The organism is Pseudomonas sp. LBUM1669 (assembly GCF_059695705.1).
The window spans coordinates 4,989,181-5,007,329 of sequence record NZ_CP166784.1 but is presented as its reverse complement, the minus strand read 5'-3'; the positions used below and the strand labels follow the sequence as shown (position 1 = coordinate 5,007,329).

Sequence of the window (18,149 nt, the reverse complement as noted above, 5' to 3'; positions counted from 1 at the left end):
TCAGTCAGTACGTGGCTGACTGTTCTTATCGGTCAGGGTCTTGTCGTCGCTGATGGCAATTTGTGCGCCGTTGTCCAGTTTGATCTGGCCGGCCGTGACCACTTTTTCGCCGTTCTGCACACCTTTGGTGATCATCACTTGCCCATCGCGGCGTTCGCCGGTTTCGATGAAGCGCCGTTCGGCGATCAGGATCGGCTGGCCCTTATCGTCCTTTTCAACGCTGCCATCTTCGGCTTTTTTCTGCGCGACGACATACAGCGAGTTGCCGTATAGCGTGTAAGTGATCGCGCTTTCCGGCACGACGATGCGCGGCTGCGGGTCGGGCAGCATCACCTGCAGGCTGGCGAACATGCCCGGCAGCAGTTTGCCATCGGGGTTGGCAAGGGTCGCGCGGACCTGAACATTGCGGGTGCTGTTTTCGACTTTAGGGTTGATTGCGCTGATCGTGCCGGGGAAGGTTTGTGTCGGGTAGGCCGAGACAATGATCTGCACCGACTGGCCGATGCCGATCTTCGGTATCGACTGCTCGGGTACGAAGAAGTCGACGTAGAGGCTGCTGAGGTCTTGCAGGGTGGCGATCATGGTGCCGCTGGCCACGTAGTCGCCGACGTCCACCTGGCGAATACCGATGGTCCCGCTGAAAGGCGCGACGATGCTTTTTTTGCCGAGCGCCGCCTTGAGTTGGTTGACCGTGGCCTTGCTCTTTTTTTGTACCGCCGAGAGGCGGTCGAATTCGCCTTTGGAAATGGCCTGGCTGCCAACCAGTTGGCTACCACGACCGTAATCGAGTTGGGCCAGCCCGAGGTCGGCCTGAGCAGTTTCAAGCAAGGCACTTTCCACGGCGCTGTCGAGACGCAGGAGGGGTTGACCGGCCTTGACCTTCTGGCCTGACTCGAACTGCAAGTCGATGACGGTGCCGTCGGTCTCCAGACTCAGGTCCACGCCTTGCAGCGCCTTGAGCGTGCCGACGGACGGCAGGCGAGCTTGCCACGGACGTTCGATGGCAGTGGTCGCGGCGACACTGATCGGCGGTTTCGGCGCGGAAAAGCCTTGAATCATCGTGTAGATGGAGAAGGCTTTATAACCGGCCAGGACCAGCACGATCAGCAGAACAACACCCAACATGATCAGCATGCGGCGACGCAGCATATTTCCACTTCCTTGGAGAAAATCAGGTGAGACAGTGGGGCACATTACCCCGAGTCGGAGGGGGATTCCAACTGGTAGAAATTACAGGCAGGAATACGACGATCACAAAACCTGTGGCGAGGGAGCTTGCTCCCGCTGGACTGCGTAGCAGTCCCATTTTTCAGGGCCGCTGCGCAGCCCAGCGGGAGCAAGCGCCCTCGCCACAGGTAAGCTCGCCAACAGAGAAGGGAGAGGTCAGATGAGGTGCAGGTGGTTGTCCCAGAGCCCCGCCGGAAGCTCCAGGGGCTTTGCAACCAGATTTGTCTGGCGGCAATCGTAGTACCGGCAGCGGCCCTGACCCGACGTCACGACAAACCCATCGGCGACGGCGCCAACCCCGGCGCAATCGGGAAGCGGCGCATCCAGGCGCACTTCACCGCTGTCCATGTCCCAGATGAAAAAGCGGTTGCCGCGCGGCGCGGTCAACGCGACCAGGCGCAAGTCACTGTGGACCGCCACGCTGGCGGTGTAATGTCCCATCGCCTGCAACTGATGCTCCGGCACTGGGAACGCCACGAACGGTTGACCGGGACGCTTGATCGCTAACAGCTCCGAAGTCTCGTGGGACGGCCCCATGAATTGCTGGCCGGCGACGATGGTGCCATCGCTGGCGATTCCCAGATGACGCACGCTGTTCATCTGTTGGGCGAGGGTTTCCTTGCTCAGCAGGGTGCCGTCGCGTTGCATCAGCACCAGGCTAGGTTCCATGGCGTTGAGGTTCATCTCGACCCGGCTCTCCGCCTCGGTGCGAATGCCGCCGTTGGCCACCACCAGGGTCTCGCCATCCGGCATCCACGACACCTGATGCGGGCCGATGCCGTGGGTGGAAATCTCGCCGCTGTGCACCAGTCGCTCACCTTCGAACTTATACACACCCAACAACCCGCGACCCGGATCAGAGGTGTCATTCTCGGTGGCATACAGCCAGTCGCCGCTCTTGTGAATCACCGCGTGCCCATAGAAATGCCGGTTCGGCAGCGAGGTCACGGTTTGCAGAAGCGTACCGTCGCGCAGGTCGATCAGATAACTCTCGGTGCCCGGACGCCGGGCCACGAACAGCGCGATCGGCAACGTCGGATGATTGATGATGTCATGGCAGCGTTGGCCGACCTGGGTGGCGAACACCCGGGTGCCGTCCAGCCGATAACCGACGGCGTAATGCTTGCCGTCGCCATCGTCCCGCGCCGAAAGCAGCAGCGGGCTCTTGTCCTTTTGTTTGAACAGCGTCCAGCCGCCCAGTGTCACTGCTCCCAGCAGCAAACTACCTAAAGTCAGAGCCTGACGTCGCAGCATGGCACTCGCCCTCATCAGTCACCGTCGTTGGCGTTGAAGCCCAGTTGGATGCCCAGCGCCTTGGCCAGTTCGCCTTCGTGCAGGCGATGGACGACGTTGAGGCTGTCGTAGATGTCGTTGAGTTGCTGGCGACCGGCATCGTCGCTGAGCATTTCGGTCAGCGAGCGCTGGTTGCTGGCGAACAGTTTCAGGGACGCGGCGTAAGCGGCATCGATCTTGTCGGCCAAGGATTTCTGCTCGCTCGGCAACAGGCCGCGCAGGCCTTTGTTGTCGACACCTTCCCACACGGTTTTGGCGGCGGCGAGGCTGGCTTCCAGGCCGGTCAGGGACGACTGGCTGCGCCAGGCATCGGCCTGGAACGGTTGCGGCACGCCTTTGCTCTGGCGGCCCATCGGCGTGCCGAGTTTTTTCTTCAAGGTGTCGAGGGCGGTGACCTGGACACGCAACAGATCGGCGATGGCTTCGTGGGAGTCGGCGTAGCGCTGGTTCGGGAACTTGCTCATCTGCGCGAGCATGCCGTCGGTATTGTTCCAGCTTTGCAGAATCTCTTCGGCCAGCAGTTTCTGGCGCTCGCCAATCGCCTTCAACAGTGGGCAGTACTTGGCTTTTTGCGCGTCGTTGGCCACGTCCGGCTTACTGTCGAACAGGATGTATTCATAGGCCGAGAGGCCCTGCACCACGACGCTGGACTTGGCCAGGGCGGCGGCATCGATCTGCGGCTGCGCGGTGACCAATTGCTCGACCTGACGGCCGACCAGGTTTTTCTTGTCCGGCCAGAATTGCACCTGCCAGGCCCGATTGCCCTCGGCCAGCGGCCCGATTAGCAGCGGTTGCAGCTCGGCCCAGGCTTTTTGTGCGTGCAGGAAGTCGGCGCGGGCGGTGTCGAGGTTTTCCTTACCTTCGCAGTAGGCGAGGGCGCTGACGGCCAATTGGCGGTCGGCTTCAACCCAGCGGGTGTACGTCGGCAGGATCACCGATTTGGCGATGGCGGCCGAGGTGACGGCTTGCGGGTCCTGTGGCGAGCAAGCGCCGAGGGCGAGTGCGGCAAGGCTGGTGAACAACAATTTGGGACGGAACATGTCGGGCTCCCGCTATGGAATACGTATTAAAGGGAATTCAAAAACGCCAGCAACGCAGCGCGCTGCTCGGCATTGAAAGACAAAACCTGTTGCTGCGACGCTTTGGCTTCGCCGCCATGCCAGAGCACGGCTTCGAGCAGATTGCGCGCGCGGCCGTCATGCAAGAACTGGGTGTGGCCACTGACCGCCTGCGTCAGGCCGATGCCCCACAACGGCGGGGTGCGCCAGTCGCGGCCACTGGCCTGGAATTCGGTACGGTTGTCGGCCAGGCCGTCGCCCATGTCGTGCAGCAGCAGATCGCTGTAAGGGCGAATCACTTGATTGGCCAGTTCAGGTTCGGCGGCGTTGGCGGCGGTGGTGTATTTGGGTGTGTGACAGGACTGGCATCCGGCCTGGAAAAACAGGTTCTTGCCGGCCAGCACTTCGGGTGCATTGACGTCGCGGCGGGCCGGTACGGCGAGGTTACGGCTGTAGAACAGCACCAGGCGCAGGATGTTATCGCTGACCTCCGGCTCGCCATTCGGGCCGTTGCCGGTCGGCGCCTGTTTGCAGGCTGTTTGCGCCTCGGTGCAGTCGTCGAAGGGGCGCAGGCTGGTGGTCAGGCCCATGTCGCCGGAAAACGCGTGAACGTTCTGTTGATTGAGGTTCGGTTGCCCGGCTTTCCAGCCGAACCGGCCGAGGACGGTCTTCTGTTGCACGTCGTCCCAGACCCGGTTCGGCCGCCCGGCGATGCCGTTTTTGTCCTTGGCCTGAGCCTCTGCGTTGGCCAGGATCGCTTCGTCGGGGATGGCTTCGAGCAAGCCCAGGCCAATCATCGGCGGGGCAACGCGCGCCGAGAAACGGGTGTCGGGGTGCATCGGGCCATAACCCAGCTGGGTGATGTTCAGGCTCGGTTTGCGTAGCTCGATTTCAGTGCCGTCCTTGAAGCGAATCGGAACGGGCGTGTAATCGACGCGCACTTTGCCCTCCGGGGTCACGCCGGGGATGGCCATGTCCTGGAACTGGCCGCCGTAGACCGGCTCCGGGACCACACCGAGCTGTTCGATGACCTTGGCATAGGCCGGCGCGTCCGGGATCGACAGGCGCACCAACATCGATACCGCGTTCGCCGCATCGGGCGTCGGTGGATGACCGCGGCCGTCCTTGATGTGACAGCCCTGACAGGCGTTGGTGTTGAACAACGGACCGAGGCCGTCCCGGGCAGTGGTGGTCGAAGGGGCGATCACCCAAGGATTGCGGAAGAAACTGTTGCCGACGCTGAAATCCACGCGCCGTGACGGCGACAGGTTGGCGGAGGGCAGGGAGAAAGCATTTTGATCGGTCTTGCGCACGGTCGCTGCGCCACCGGACCGGGCTTCACCGGGTTCGGCCTTGGTAAAACGCGGGGCGTCATCGCAGGCACTCAGGCCCAGGGCCAGAAACAGTGCGGACAAGCGAAGAAGCAGCGAGGGCATCAGACATCCTGCAAGACGAGCAAAACAAGGGCGCAAAGTCTAACAGGGCAGGGGAGTTTGAATAAGAGGAATTATCGTTTGGTTGATGTGGGGCAGGGTTTCCTGCAAACCCGATCCCCTGTAGGAGCGAAGCTTGCTCGCGAAAGCGGTGTATTAGTCACCATTGTCATTGAATGTAATGCCGCCTTCGCGGGCAAGCCTCGCTCCAACGGGGCGGTGTTTGGTGGTATGAAAAAGGCGACCCGAAGGTCGCCTCTTTAGTCACTCAGCCAGCGTTGATCAGAATTCGTGATCAGCGTTGTCCGGGTTCAGGTCGCTGATGCCCAGTTTGCCAGCGGCGGCTTCGATCGAACCGGTCTGCTTGACCAGGGCGGCGATTGCGTCGCGCACGATCTGGTTGCCAGCGGTGTTACCGGCGGCGATCAGTTGGTCGTAGTGCTCACCCTTGTTGGCGTGATCGACGATGACCTGCATCTTGGCTTCGGTGGCAGCCAGATCGGCTTTCAGCGCGGTATCGGCAGCCGGGTCGGCTTTGGCCACCAGGGACGACAGGCTGGCGCCGGTCATTTTGGTGCCGTCTACGCGGGTGTATTCGCCCAGGTACACGTTGCGAATACCCTTGGCATCGTAAAACTGCGAGTTATGGGTGTTGTCGCTGAAGCAATCGTGTTCGTCTTCAGGGGAGTTGGCTTCCAGGGAAACCTTCATGCGCTCGCCCGCCAGTTCGCCCAGAGACAGGCTGCCCATGCCGAACAGCATTTTGCGCAGGCCGGAATCAACCGATTCCGCTTCCAGGGTGGCACGGTAGTTGTCGGCCACGTTCGGCTTCCAGTTACCGACCATTTCTTCCAGGTCGCTGACCAGCAGCTGGGTTACGGACTTCAGATAAGCGCGACGACGATCGTTGTGACCGCCGGTGGCGCCTTTGCCTTCCAGGTAGTCGGAGGCTGGACGGTTGCCGGCGCCAGGGCCGGTGCCGTTCAGGTCCTGGCCCCACAGCAGGAATTCGATGGCATGGTAGCCGGTGGCGACGTTGGCCTCGGAACCGCCCAGCTCGTTCAGGCTGGCGAGTTTTTCCGGGGTGATGTCTTTCACGTCGATTTTGTCTTCGCCGACTTGAACCTGGGTATTGGCGATGATGTTGGCCGTGGCGCCCGGGTTACCCAGTGCGTGCTCGTAGGATTTGTCGACGTAGTCGATCAGGCCTTCGTCCAGAGGCCAGGCGTTCACCTGACCTTCCCAGTCGTCGATGATGGTGTTGCCGAAGCGGAACACTTCGCTCTGCAGGTAAGGCACGCGGGCAGCGACCCAGGCAGCCTTGGCGGCTTTCAGGGTGTCGGCGTTCGGCTTGGCGAGGAAGGCGTCGACGGCGGTTTGCAGGGTCTTCGCGGTGGATTCGGCATCGCTGTAAACGGCGTAGACGATGTCGGCGTAATGCGCGACAACGGCTTTGGCGGCGGCTTCGTCGACTTTGCTGGTAGCAGCTGGGGCGGCAGCTGGAGCAGCAGCGGTGCTCGCCGCCGGCGTAACGGCGGTCTTGTCTTTGCCTTCGCCACAACCGGCGAGGGAAATAGCGATGGCCAACAGACTGGCGGTAGCCAGAGGCATACGAATCATGGCGAACATCCTGCTTCGAGAGGGGGTGGTATGGCGCAGCGGGTGCGCGAAACTGCGACATAATGCAAATCTTTCGCATTATGTGTAAAGGGTTGTAGCTGGAAATATTTCTTATTCAGGCGAGAGCTGTGTCGTGGATCAAAAGATCGCAGCCTCGTTTCACTCGACAGCGGCTACAGAAGCACTCGGGCCCGTAGCAGCTGTCGAGTGAAACGAGGCTGCGATCTTTTGATATCTACAAAATGGCCGCGTTACTGCGCTGGGCCTGTTTCAGGTAGGCGCTCAATTCCCGTGCCGGCAGCGGTTTGCTGTAGTGGTAGCCCTGACCTTCGTGGCAGCCTTCGGAGATGATGTAGGCCTCTTGCTCGGCGGTTTCCACGCCTTCGGCAATCACCTGCATGCCCAGGCTCTTGCCCAACTGGATGATCGCTCGAACGATGGTGGCATCGTCGTCGTCATCGAGCAGGTCCTGCACGAAGCTCTTGTCGATCTTGATCTTGTCCAGCGGCAGGCTTTTCAGGTAGCTCAAGGACGAATAACCGGTGCCGAAGTCGTCGATCGCAATCAATGCGCCGGAGCGGCGCAGGCTCAACAGGTGCTGGGCGGCGGTGCTGATGTCTTCCATCAGGCCGGTTTCGGTGACTTCCAGCTCCAGGCTGCGGGGTGGAAGGCGGTACATCTGCAACAGATTATTGACCACTCGCGGCAGCTCGGCGTGGTGCAGTTGCACGGTCGAAAGGTTCACCGCCATGCGCAGGTCCAGGAAACCCTGATCGTGCCATTCGCGTAATTGCTTGCACGCTTGATCCAGTACCCATTCGCCAATGGCGATGATGGTGCCGTTCTGCTCGGCCAACGGGATAAACAGGTCCGGCGGCACCAGGCCATGCTCGGGATGCTGCCATCGAATCAGGGCCTCGACACCCACCACCCGGTGATCGCGGTAGCTGATCTGCGGTTGGTAGACGAGGTAGAACTGGTCCCGCCGCAGGGCGTCGCGCAGGTCTTTCTCCAGTTCCCGGCGGCGACGCATCTCGGTGTCGACGCTGGCGATGTAGAACTGATAACGGTTGCGCGAGCGGGTTTTCGCCAGCGTCATGGTCTGCTCGGCTTTTTGCAGCAGTTTCTCGGTGCTGTCGCCATCCTCGGGAAACAGGGTGATGCCGATGGTCGCGCGCAGGCGGATTTCCTGATGGTCGAGGGCAAACGCCGCTTCCAGATCATCGAGAATGCTTTGCGCCAGTTCGGCGGCTTCGTAAGGTTGTTCGATATCGGCCTGGACCAGGGCGAACTGGTCACCACCGAGACGGGCGAGGGCACCAAGGCGACCGCTGTGAGCGCGCAGGCGATCGGCCAGGGCCAGCAGCAATTGGTCGCCGGTCTGGTAGCTGAACTGTTCGTTGATGCCTTTGAAGTCGTCCAGGCCCACCACCAGCACCGCAACCCGTCTTTGCAATTTGCCGGCGTCGACGAGGATCTTGTCCAGTTGTTGCTGTAATTGCTGGCGGTTCGGCAGGCCTGTGAGGAAGTCGTACTGGGCCATGCGCAGCAGGCTGTTTTCCGCTTCGTGTCGCAGGTGGGTGTTGCGCTCGATGGATTCGAGCAACTGGTTGGCGGTGCTGATCCAGATACCCAGTTCGTTCTTTTCGTGACCCTTGAGCAGCGGAATCTTGTGTTCGCTGGGGCGGTCCGGATTGATTTCGGTCAGGTGTTCGATGATTCGCGACAGCGGTTTGGTCAGCAACCAGTGGTAGACCAGGTACAGCACCAGGCCCATGGCCAGGGCGCGCAATACGCCAGAGATGAAGATGATGACCGAACTGACGATGAAATCCTGCCCGTAGGTGGCGGTGTCGAGGGTGATGCTCAGGTCGCCGTAATACTCGCTGTAGGGGCCGCGGCCTACCAGTTGGGTGGTAAAGGTGCGTTCCTTGCCGAGGATCAGGTCGGTCAGCCAGCGACTGTTGGAATGCTGCAACTCACGAGACTTTTGCGCGAGCATGGCTTCGTTGGGATGGCCGATGGAGGCCTGGCGCACGGCTTCGTCCTGGAACAGGCCTTCGATGACCTGCATGCCCATTTCCCGGTCCAGGCTGTAGACGGCCTGGGTGGAGGGGTCGCGGAACATGTCGAGGATGCGCTCGGCATCGTTGGCCACGGCTTGGCGTGTTTTATAGGCATCGAAAACAATCTGCGCGCAGCTCAAGACTACGCCGACGATCAATGCCGACAGGAGCACGACCCGGAGCAACTTCACCGACAAGCTGTTCTTGAGTTCCAGCTTCAAAGGGTTATTCCTTGTTCCGTGCGGGTAGCATCAAGTTGCCATGAGTATTGGCAATCCCGTGATGGCAGTCAAAGGGACATTCAATCTCAGGTTTTTTTGCCTTCAGCTTGGCAGAAATGCTGTTGTTTTGAGTATTTGCCCTATTAGCACTGTGTCGGTAGTTGGGTCCTTCAACTTGAGGGGGATTGGGACTATTTTTCCTTTTGTTGATGTTAGCCTGCTGTGGCGTGGGGGCAAGGGGCTGAATGCTGGTTTCATTGTCCGAGATTGGCTTGGTTGCTTGGCGGCCTTAAAGCCGACCAATCTCTTTCAGGCGTACGTCATTTCATTGTGGGAGCGGGCTTGCTCGCGAAGGCGGCCTGGTAGCCGACCATGTTCTTGTTGGTTGTGTACATATCCATTGCTGCGGTAACGGCTGCTTATGGTTTCGCCCTTACGGCGACTCCCTTTGGCAAACGCCCCAAAGGAAGCAAAGGTCTTCGCCCCAACGTCCGGCCCCTCGCCTGGGCTCGGCGTTCCTTCGCTCCGGCATTCATCTGGGGGCATCGCCTCCGGTCGGCTTCGCTTCGACCTCCTCTCGATGTGTGCGGCTTCGCCGCACGGCGCTACGCGCCTACCCCCCAGATGAACGCCTCCACTCAGCCTCCCGACGGGGCGGGTGGATCAAGATCAAGAGCTGCAGGCGAGCTAACGCTCGGCCTAATGAGTGGTGAGAAGCGGACGGCGTACGCCGATCCATTGTGGGAGCTGGCCTGCCAGCGATGGCGGCCTGACAGCCGACCAATCTCTTCCTGTTGCCTCCGATTGATCGTTCCCATGCTCCGCGTGGGAATGCCGCCCGGGACGCTCCGCGTTCCATTTTGTGTGTTGAAAGATGTGTAAGAAACACAGCGATTTCCCACGCATTTTTCAGGTTGCCGGGTAGGAAGCAGTCTCTCTAACCTCTGGCTGTCGCTGAAAACTCAGCGGCCGGGTGTGAGAGCCCAGCAACTTATGGTCATCCAGTGTCTGTACACGCATAATCGCCGCCAGCTTACTCGCTGCCAGTATTTGCGTTATGGCGGCTGTGTGCGGGCGGACTTCGGTCCGGCCGGGTGTCCATAACCGGTCTTCTCACCTCGCACATAGCTGCCACCTCTTTGCCGTGTGAGAAGCGGCAAGTGGAGGCTCCAACGCTGGAGAAATTCAATGGACAAATTGATCCCCGACCCACCCTTCAACACCACCACCCCAGGCGCCGAAGACACCCAATCCGAAGCACTCCTGCGAGACCGCGAAGCCATAAAACGCGCCCTCGATTACTACCTCGACCCGCCAGCCCCATACCTCGAAAAAACCCGTCGCCCCAGCACGATGTTCATGATCGCCCCCAACATGGACACCGAAAGTCTCCTGGCCCAAGCCTGCGAGTCCCTGGCTTCGGCGAGTGTCATGGCCAGCGATTTCGCGGCGAACCTGATTGGCCCGCAGCGCAATACGGTGTTGGCAATTCAGCAGATCATCATGCTGGCTGAGTTGGCGGTGAACCGAGCCTTGGATAACGTCGATCCGCAAGCAGCCTGATTTCTCCAGGCCATAAAAAACCCGGCATATAGCCGGGTTTTCTGTCTGGCATCGAGCTTAAGCCTTGAAGGTTTTGCCTTCAAATTGCTCAGCCACGAATTTCCAGTTGACCAGGTTCCAGAACGCTTCGACGTATTTCGGACGAACGTTGCGGTAGTCGATGTAGTAAGCGTGTTCCCAGACGTCGCAGGTCAGCAGCGGGGTGTCGCCGTTGGTCAGCGGGTTGCCGGCGCCGATGGTGCTGGCCAGGGCCAGGGAACCGTCAGCCTTTTTCACCAGCCAGCCCCAACCGGAACCGAAGGTGCCGATGGAGGTTTTGCTGAATTCTTCTTTGAACTTGTCGAACGAACCGAAGGCTGCGTTGATGGCTTCAGCCAGTGCGCCGGTTGGTTGACCGCCAGCGTTTGGCGCCAGGCAGTTCCAGTAGAAAGTGTGGTTCCAAACCTGAGCGGCGTTGTTGAAGATACCGCCCGAGGAAGATTTGACGATTTCTTCCAGGGTCTTGCCTTCGAACTCGGTGCCTGGCACCAGGTTGTTCAGGTTCACGACGTAGGTGTTGTGGTGCTTGTCGTGGTGGTATTCCAGAGTTTCCTTGGAAATGTGCGGCTGCAGGGCATCGTGTGCGTAAGGCAGCGGCGGCAGTTCGAAAGCCATGATGATTCTCCTAATCAGGTCAGTTGCGGTGAGCGCAAGGCCGATCACGGGCGGCCAGACACGCGCCGGGGAGTTTGTACTCTTTGCGGCGCATCGGATCGGATCATAGCACCGGGGGTGCGGCATAACCACGCAACAACTGTGTGGGATAGAGGTTCCAGAGCCTTTTGGAATAATCAGGGCGCGACGATTAATTGAAACGCCACTGCAAACATCATCACCGCCACCAACAGATCAAGAATCCGCCAAGTGCTCGGCCGAGCCAGCCAGGGCGCCAACCATGCAGCACCGAGTGCCAAAGTGAAAAACCACAGCAACGACGCACTGGCCGCGCCCACGACATAAGCGCCGGGCTCGGTTTGCTGCGCGCCGAGGGAGCCGATCAACAACACCGTATCCAGATAAACGTGCGGGTTGAGCAACGTCACCGCCAACGCGCTGAGCATCACCGCACGCAGCGAACGCACTGTCTGGTTTTCACCTTGTTGCAGACTTTGTTTCGAGCAGGCCCGACGCAGTGCCTGACTGCCATACCAAATCAGAAAGACTGCGCCACCCCAGCGGGCGACCGCCAACAGGGTCGGATTTTGCGCCAGCACCGTCGCCAGCCCGAATACCCCGGCGGCTACCAGCAAGGCGTCGCAGGTCACGCACAACGCCGCCACGGGCAGGTGGTGTTCACGCCGAAGGCTCTGCGCCAGCACAAACGCGTTCTGAGTGCCGATCGCCATGATCAGCCCGGCGGCCACCAACAGGCCGTTCACATAGCTTTGCCACATAAGGGTTTACTCCGCGTGGGCTGCCAGGTCGCGCAACACTTGCATTGCGTGTTGGGCATCGGCCTGACCGACGAATAAATGGTCGTGGTAGTAACCGGCGATCACGTTGCAACTGATGCCGGCCTGGCCCAGTGCTGTGGCGAAGGCGGCTGTCAGGCCGACGGCTTCGAGGGCCGAGTGCACGTTCAAGGTGATCCAGGCTGCGACGTAGTCGAAGCTGAAACCAGCCTTCTCGGCGTGGGAACGTTCGAGAATGACGGTCAGCCCTTCCTGCTCGCGAAAGCTGCCGACGATCTCAAGGCCAGCGGGCAACTTACCGTCGCGCAGGGTGCAGAACACGTATTCGCCGTCGTTGAGCTGCGGGCTCATGCTGCGTAGCAGCGTTGCCAATGAAGTTTCGCCAGCCATGTCGGTGTTCCTGTTCAAGAGTGCTTGCTGGCTATTCTCCGGTGCAACGCGGTATAAGAAAAACCAATCATGCTGATCGCTCATTAGGAAAACTGATGTTCGACTATAAATTGCTTTCTGCTCTGGCCGCGGTGGTCGAGCAGGCCGGATTCGAACGCGCCGCGCAGGTGTTGGGCTTGTCGCAATCGGCGATTTCCCAGCGCATCAAGCTGCTGGAGGCGCGGGTTGGCCAGCCGGTGCTTGTGCGGGTGACGCCGCCGGCGCCCACCGAGATTGGTCGGCGACTGCTCAACCATGTCCAGCAGGTGCGTTTGCTTGAGCGGGATCTACAGACGCTGGTGCCCGCGCTGGACGAAGAGGGTTTGCCGGAACGCCTGCGCATCGCCCTGAACGCCGACAGCCTTGCGACGTGGTGGGCCGCAGCCGTCAGTGATTTCTGCGCCGAGCAACACCTGCTGCTGGACCTGGTCGTCGAAGACCAGACGGTCGGCCTCAAACGCATGCGCGCTGGCGAAGTGGCCGCGTGCATCTGCGCCAGCGAGCGCCCGGTGGCTGGCGCGCGCAGCGTGTTGTTGGGTGCCATGCGTTATCGCGCGCTGGCCAGCCCGGCGTTTATCGCCCGGCATTTTCCTGAGGGTGTGCGTGCGGATCTGCTGGCAAAAACCCCGGCGCTGGTGTTCGGCCCGGACGATTTCCTGCAGCATCGCTACCTCGCCTCCCTCGGTGTCGATGGCGGTTTCGAGCACCATTTATGCCCATCGTCTGAGGGCTTCATTCGCTTGACCGAAGCCGGACTTGGCTGGGGTCTGGTGCCCGAATTACAGGTGCGCGAGCAGCTGGAACGGGGTGTCTTGCAGGAGCTTTTGCCAGATAAGCCCATCGATGTGCCGCTGTACTGGCATCATTGGCGCAATGGCGGTCAGCTGTTGGGGTTGCTGACCGATCAATTGGTGCGTTCGTCGAAGCAATGGCTGGTGCCGTTGGACTGACGGGCAGCGTCAAGACTTACGCATTACGCATTACGCAAAACGAAAGACATCGGAGCTCTACATGAAAATTCTGGTCACCGGCGCAAGCGGCTTCATTGGCGGGCGCTTTGCGCGTTTCGCCCTGGAGCAGGGCCTGGACGTGCGGGTCAACGGTCGCCGGGCCGAAAGCGTCGAACACCTGGTGCGCCGTGGCGCCGAGTTTATCCCGGGCGACTTGAGTGACCCGGAACTGGCGCGCGAGCTGTGTTCCGATGTCGAAGCGGTGGTGCATTGCGCCGGCGCGGTCGGTTTATGGGGACGTTATCAGGACTTTCATCAAGGCAACGTGCAGGTCACCGAAAACGTGGTCGAGGCCTGCCTGAAACAGCGGGTCCGGCGCCTGGTGCATTTGTCGTCGCCGTCGATCTACTTCGATGGTCGTGATCATCTGGGGCTGACCGAAGAACAAGTGCCTAAACGTTTCAAGCATCCCTACGCCGCCACCAAATTCCTCGCCGAGCAAAAGGTCTTTGGTGCACAGGAATTCGGTCTCGAAACCCTGGCCCTGCGCCCGCGCTTCGTGACAGGAGCGGGTGACATGAGCATCTTCCCGCGACTGCTGAAGATGCAGCGCAAGGGACGCCTGGCGATCATCGGCAACGGCCTGAACAAAGTCGATTTCACCAGCGTGCAGAACCTCAATGAAGCGTTGCTGAGCAGCTTGCTGGCCAGCGGTTCGGCGCTGGGCAAGGCCTACAACATTAGCAACGGTACCCCGGTGCCGTTGTGGGACGTGGTCAATTACGTCATGCGCAAGATGGAAGTCCCACAAGTGACGCGCTACCGTTCCTACGGTCTGGCCTACAGCGTTGCCGCGCTCAACGAAGGGGTGTGCAAATTGTGGCCGGGCCGTCCCGAGCCGACGCTGTCGCGACTGGGCATGCAGGTCATGAACAAAAATTTCACCCTGGACATCAGCCGCGCCCGGCATTATCTGGACTACGATCCGAAAGTCAGTCTCTGGACGGCCCTCGATGAATTTTGCGGCTGGTGGAAAGCTCAGGACATTCGCTGACTTTTGCAGTGACAAACCCGCCAGCACTGAACCGAGTTTGGCGTTGAGGGTCAATCGCTGCGGCAGTGGGGTTTATACTCGCCGCCTATAGCCATCACCGCGTTCCACAAAGGTTGACTCAATGTCCATGCGTAACGATGCCAACGACGACTTCGATGATGTCCCGAGCCTGCGTGCAGACATCCCCGATGACGATGATTTTCCGACCTCGAAACGCACCTCCGTGCATTCGCGCACGGCGCCGGTGGTCAAAGTCAAAAGTGCCAGCACCGGTCCTCTGTGGGCCTTGGTCGGCGCTTTGTTCTTCGCGTTCGCCGGCCTTGCCTGGTGGAGCTTTCAGCAGATTTCTCTGATGGAACAGCAACTGGTGGCCACCCAGGAAAGTTTCGCGCGGATCAGTGAGGACGCGGCGGGGCGCTTGCAGGACATTTCCGGCAAGGTGGTCGCCAGCCAGACCAACGTCACCAGCGGCAGCGAAGCCCTGAAGCTGCAAATCAAGCAGCTGGAAAACCAACTGCAGGATCAAAGCAAGCAGCAGCAAGGTGTAGTCGGTCAGACCAGCGATCTGGACAAGCGCTTGGCACTGATGACTGCGCAAACCACCGATCTGGACAAACGCCTGGCGCAAATGACCGCCCAGAGCACCGAACACCAGACCGCTAACACGCAATTGCAGGCGCAGGTCAAAGCCTTGAGCACCGAGTTGGCTGCGTTGAAAAATGCCCCGGACGACACCAGCAAACTCGACGCCCAGCTCAAAAGCCTCGGCGCCGACATCGTTGCGCTGAAAAAACAGGGCAACCCGAGCGCCGCCATCGATCGTCTGGAGCAAGACATGATCGTGCTCAAAAGCCAGCAGGACAACCGCCCGGCTGCCGCGCAAGGCGTCACCAATACCGCCGAGTTCGACGCCTTCCGCGGGCAGACCACCCGCAACATCAACACCCTTCAGGCGCAGATCCAGAATCTGCAGCAGCAACTCCGCGCCCGGGCGCAATAGCGCGGTTGCTGGATCCTGTGGCGAGGGAGCTCGCTCCCGTTCGGCTGCGAAGCAGTCGTCAACGAGGCACTGCCGATCTGACTGAATAACTGCGGTGAATGGTTTTGGGGCCGCTTCGCGCCCCAGCGGGAGCAAGCTCCCTCGCCACACAAACCCCATTTGCCGCGATGGCCGGCGCTTTCCTGAATATTCGTACATATCCCATAGCCGTCTACGCTCTTGAAACACCGACAAGAACGAGGGGATGCGCTATGGGGGGTCTGCACAAGTTGGCCGTGCTGGGGGGGATGCTGTTGCTGTGCCTGGGGCAGGTTCAGGCCACTACGGCGGAAAAGGATGACAGCCAGGCCGCCAAGGCCTTGCTGGAAAAAGCCTTGGCCTACTACCACGACAACGGCGACAAGGCCTTCGCAGCGTTCAGCCGTCAGGGCGAGTTTGTCGATAAGGATCGTTATGTCTTCGTGGTCGATACCAAGGGCGTGATGCTCGCCAGTGGTGGCCCGTCTTCGGCGCTGATCGGGCGTGATGTGTCTGAAACGCTCGGGCCGGATTTGCAGAAAGCCTTCAAGGACGCCTTGAACGTGCCGGAGGGCAATGGCATCCAGCAGGCCGAATATCGCTGGCAGAACTGGTCCGATGGCAAGGTCGAGCGCAAGCATGTGTTCTATCAGCGTGTTGGCCAGCGGATTCTGGCCGTGGGTTACTACCTGCCACGGGCGTCGGCGGAGCAGGCGATGGCCTTGCTCAACAAAGCGGCGACTGATCTTGCCAAGGACGAGAAGGGCACGCTGACCGCGATCAACTCCCTCAAGGGCGGGTATTTGCAGGATGACCTGTACGTCTTCGTGGTCGACCTGAACACCCAGCGTTACGTGGCTCACGGCACCAACCTGCGGCTGATCAACACCGACTTTGGCAAGATCAAGGACCCGGAAGGCAAACCGGTGGGCGAGCCGATCCTGGCATTGATTGCCAAACAGGATTACGGCGAATACGAATACCGCTGGAAAAACCCGGTGACCGCAAAGGTTGAAGACAAGCATGCCTACCTGAAAAAGGTTGGGCATTTTCTGGTGGCTGTCGGGTATTACAGCCCTTGATTCACCGTGGCCTGTAGACCGCTTTCGCGAGCAAGCCCGCTCCCACAAGGGATCTCCAGTGTTCACAGATCTTGTGTACGACCGAGAACCCTGTGGGAGCGGGCTTGCTCGCGAATGCAGGCAACTCGGTCCCCCTATCGAACCTTATCTTCCCGCCCCCGCAACACCCTGTTCGGCATCGCAACCGCCGCCGCCAACCCCAGCAACGACACCGCCGCACTGACCACCAGCAAATACCTGAACGTGAGCAGCAACTCCGCGCGCAAGGCGTTCTGCGCCTGCCCCGGCGCAGCGTTCAAACCGTCCAGCAACACATTCCCAGAACCGCCCTCGGCAATCGTCGACGAACCGGCCAGGTGGGCGAAGCTCGAATCCTGCAGCAATGCGAGCAGCAGCGCCGACATCAACGCCACGCCCACCGCGCCGCCCAGCGAGCGGAACAGGTTGGTGGTGCTGGTGGCGACGCCGATGTCCCGCTGTTCCACCGAGTTCTGCGTGCCGACCAACGACGTCGGGAATTGCATGCCGCTGGCGATCCCGCTGAGCAACATAAAGAGGCTACTGAGCAAAAAAGCCTGAGGCGGACTGAAGGCCATGCCGAGAATCGAAATTGGCATCAGCACCGCCCCCGTCAGGATCATCGGTTTGTAGCGCCCGGTCACCGACGTGCGACGTCCGGCGAAATAAGCCCCGATCGGCAAGCCCATGGCCAGCGGCAACAGGTGCAGCGCGGCGCTGTCGGCCCCGGCGCCGGTGACGCTCTGGAAGCGCAGCGGCATCAGCACGATCAGCGAGATCGCCTGGAAACTGGTGAAGAAAATCGTGCACCAGCACAGGATCGCGTTGCGGTTGGCGAACAGGTGCATCGGCAGCAACGGCTCCCGCGCCCGGCGCTCATGCCAGACGAACAGCGCCAGCACCAGCACTGCGCACCCAAGCAGGCCCAGCACTTCGGCGCTGCGCCATGAGTGGCCCTGACCGACTTCGCTGATGCCCAGTAGCAAGGCAGTCAAACCGATGATCATCAGCAGCGTGCCGAGGTAATCGATGATCGGTTTGCGCTGTGGCACGGGCAAACCCACCAATGTGCGGTTGGCCACCAGCCAGGCCCCGAGGCCCAGCGGCAGGTTGATCAAAAACACCCAGCGCCACGACAGGTATTCGGTCATGTAACCGCCGAGCACCGGGCCGGCGACACTGGCCACGGCGTACATGCTGCTGAAATAACCCTGATAACGACCGCGCTCCCGGGGCGGGACGATGTCGCCGATGATCGCCTGGCTGACCGAAATCATCCCGCCCGCGCCGATGCCCTGAATGATCCGCGCCAGCACCAGCTGCTCCATGCTCTGGGCCATGCCGCAGAACAACGAGGCGAGGGTGAACAGCCCCATGCCGAACAGCATCAACTTGCGCCGGCCGTACAGATCGCCGAGCTTGCCGTAGATCGGCACCGCCACCGTCATCGCCACCATGTAGCCGGAAATCACCCAGGCCAGCAGGCTGACGTCCTTGAATTGCGCGGAGATGGCCGGCATTGAAACGGCGACGATGGTTTGGTCCAGTGCGCCGAGAAAGATCGCCAGCATCAGGGCGATCAACACGCTGCGAATGGCCGGTTTGGGCGTTTCAGGCTGGTGGAGATTGGTCACGGCTGAAAACCTGCGGGCAGTGATTGACCCGC

General features: G+C 60.5%; 15 protein-coding genes. 5 read left to right on the top strand and 10 right to left on the bottom strand.

Annotated features, from left to right (window positions below; translation table 11 throughout):
* The 6 genes from ACA051_RS23245 to ACA051_RS23220 form a co-directional block, all read right to left on the bottom strand.
* Positions 1–1,149 carry an efflux RND transporter periplasmic adaptor subunit gene (locus tag ACA051_RS23245; RefSeq protein ID WP_497372077.1) on the bottom strand — a complete coding sequence of 383 codons (1,149 nt, stop codon included), beginning with the start codon at positions 1,147–1,149 and terminating at the stop codon, positions 1–3.
* A 234-nt stretch (positions 1,150–1,383) separates the two neighbouring features.
* Positions 1,384–2,481, bottom strand: a complete 1,098-nt coding sequence (locus ACA051_RS23240) for a DUF1513 domain-containing protein (protein ID WP_497305053.1) — start codon at positions 2,479–2,481, stop codon at positions 1,384–1,386.
* Positions 2,482–2,495: 14 nt separating this feature from the next.
* Entirely contained in the window at positions 2,496–3,560 is a 1,065-nt protein-coding gene (locus ACA051_RS23235) for an imelysin family protein (protein ID WP_497372075.1), read from the bottom strand.
* A 26-nt stretch (positions 3,561–3,586) separates the two neighbouring features.
* The gene (locus ACA051_RS23230; RefSeq protein WP_497305051.1) at positions 3,587–5,014 is read right to left on the bottom strand and encodes a di-heme oxidoreductase family protein; all 1,428 of its coding nucleotides are present in this window, start codon (positions 5,012–5,014) and stop codon (positions 3,587–3,589) included.
* A gap of 279 nt (positions 5,015–5,293) precedes the next feature.
* Entirely contained in the window at positions 5,294–6,631 is a 1,338-nt protein-coding gene (locus tag ACA051_RS23225; RefSeq protein WP_497305050.1) for an imelysin family protein, read from the bottom strand.
* Positions 6,632–6,866: 235 nt separating this feature from the next.
* Positions 6,867–8,918 carry a putative bifunctional diguanylate cyclase/phosphodiesterase gene (locus tag ACA051_RS23220; protein WP_497305048.1) on the bottom strand — a complete coding sequence of 684 codons (2,052 nt, stop codon included), beginning with the start codon at positions 8,916–8,918 and terminating at the stop codon, positions 6,867–6,869.
* 1,188 nt (positions 8,919–10,106) lie between these two features.
* On the opposite strand from ACA051_RS23220, the gene ACA051_RS23215 reads away from it, so the two are divergent.
* The gene (locus tag ACA051_RS23215) at positions 10,107–10,481 is read left to right on the top strand and encodes a DUF6124 family protein (protein WP_497305046.1); all 375 of its coding nucleotides are present in this window, start codon (positions 10,107–10,109) and stop codon (positions 10,479–10,481) included.
* Positions 10,482–10,538: 57 nt separating this feature from the next.
* On the opposite strand, the gene ACA051_RS23210 is transcribed toward ACA051_RS23215, so the two are convergent.
* From ACA051_RS23210 to ACA051_RS23200, 3 genes are all read right to left on the bottom strand, one after another.
* Positions 10,539–11,135: a superoxide dismutase gene (locus tag ACA051_RS23210; RefSeq protein WP_460121402.1), complete on the bottom strand. Its 597-nt coding sequence runs from the start codon at positions 11,133–11,135 to the stop codon at positions 10,539–10,541.
* 176 nt (positions 11,136–11,311) lie between these two features.
* Complete coding sequence (locus ACA051_RS23205) at positions 11,312–11,914, bottom strand: LysE/ArgO family amino acid transporter (protein WP_109634398.1); 603 nt, start codon at positions 11,912–11,914, stop codon at positions 11,312–11,314.
* A 6-nt stretch (positions 11,915–11,920) separates the two neighbouring features.
* Positions 11,921–12,322 carry an ACT domain-containing protein gene (locus ACA051_RS23200; RefSeq protein ID WP_497372072.1) on the bottom strand — a complete coding sequence of 134 codons (402 nt, stop codon included), beginning with the start codon at positions 12,320–12,322 and terminating at the stop codon, positions 11,921–11,923.
* A gap of 95 nt (positions 12,323–12,417) precedes the next feature.
* Here ACA051_RS23200 and ACA051_RS23195 point away from each other — a divergent pair, with 95 nt between their 5' ends.
* From ACA051_RS23195 to ACA051_RS23180, 4 genes are all read left to right on the top strand, one after another.
* Complete coding sequence (locus ACA051_RS23195; RefSeq protein WP_109634394.1) at positions 12,418–13,311, top strand: LysR family transcriptional regulator ArgP; 894 nt, start codon at positions 12,418–12,420, stop codon at positions 13,309–13,311.
* 61 nt (positions 13,312–13,372) lie between these two features.
* Positions 13,373–14,365: an NAD-dependent epimerase/dehydratase family protein gene (locus ACA051_RS23190; protein ID WP_497305038.1), complete on the top strand. Its 993-nt coding sequence runs from the start codon at positions 13,373–13,375 to the stop codon at positions 14,363–14,365.
* 121 nt (positions 14,366–14,486) lie between these two features.
* The gene (locus ACA051_RS23185; protein WP_497372070.1) at positions 14,487–15,365 is read left to right on the top strand and encodes an ATPase; all 879 of its coding nucleotides are present in this window, start codon (positions 14,487–14,489) and stop codon (positions 15,363–15,365) included.
* 251 nt (positions 15,366–15,616) lie between these two features.
* Entirely contained in the window at positions 15,617–16,465 is an 849-nt protein-coding gene (locus ACA051_RS23180; RefSeq protein WP_497372068.1) for a cache domain-containing protein, read from the top strand.
* A gap of 134 nt (positions 16,466–16,599) precedes the next feature.
* Here ACA051_RS23180 and ACA051_RS23175 read toward each other — a convergent pair whose 3' ends face one another.
* Positions 16,600–18,117: an MDR family MFS transporter gene (locus ACA051_RS23175; protein ID WP_497372066.1), complete on the bottom strand. Its 1,518-nt coding sequence runs from the start codon at positions 18,115–18,117 to the stop codon at positions 16,600–16,602.
* Positions 18,118–18,149 lie beyond the last annotated feature (32 nt).

Excerpts from the sequence above, each read along its gene's own strand:
- ACA051_RS23235 (WP_497372075.1), bottom strand. The coding sequence starts at position 3,560 with ATGTTCCGTCCCAAATTGTTGTTCACCAGCCTTGCCGCACTCGCCCTC.
- ACA051_RS23245 (WP_497372077.1), bottom strand. The coding sequence starts at position 1,149 with ATGCTGCGTCGCCGCATGCTGATCATGTTGGGTGTTGTTCTGCTGATC.
- ACA051_RS23195 (WP_109634394.1), top strand. The coding sequence starts at position 12,418 with ATGTTCGACTATAAATTGCTTTCTGCTCTGGCCGCGGTGGTCGAGCAG.
- ACA051_RS23185 (WP_497372070.1), top strand. The coding sequence starts at position 14,487 with ATGTCCATGCGTAACGATGCCAACGACGACTTCGATGATGTCCCGAGC.
- ACA051_RS23210 (WP_460121402.1), bottom strand. The coding sequence starts at position 11,135 with ATGGCTTTCGAACTGCCGCCGCTGCCTTACGCACACGATGCCCTGCAG.
- ACA051_RS23240 (WP_497305053.1), bottom strand. The coding sequence starts at position 2,481 with ATGCTGCGACGTCAGGCTCTGACTTTAGGTAGTTTGCTGCTGGGAGCA.
- ACA051_RS23200 (WP_497372072.1), bottom strand. The coding sequence starts at position 12,322 with ATGGCTGGCGAAACTTCATTGGCAACGCTGCTACGCAGCATGAGCCCG.
- ACA051_RS23190 (WP_497305038.1), top strand. The coding sequence starts at position 13,373 with ATGAAAATTCTGGTCACCGGCGCAAGCGGCTTCATTGGCGGGCGCTTT.
- ACA051_RS23180 (WP_497372068.1), top strand. The coding sequence starts at position 15,617 with ATGGGGGGTCTGCACAAGTTGGCCGTGCTGGGGGGGATGCTGTTGCTG.
- ACA051_RS23225 (WP_497305050.1), bottom strand. The coding sequence starts at position 6,631 with ATGATTCGTATGCCTCTGGCTACCGCCAGTCTGTTGGCCATCGCTATT.
- ACA051_RS23215 (WP_497305046.1), top strand. The coding sequence starts at position 10,107 with ATGGACAAATTGATCCCCGACCCACCCTTCAACACCACCACCCCAGGC.
- ACA051_RS23205 (WP_109634398.1), bottom strand. The coding sequence starts at position 11,914 with ATGTGGCAAAGCTATGTGAACGGCCTGTTGGTGGCCGCCGGGCTGATC.
- ACA051_RS23230 (WP_497305051.1), bottom strand. The coding sequence starts at position 5,014 with ATGCCCTCGCTGCTTCTTCGCTTGTCCGCACTGTTTCTGGCCCTGGGC.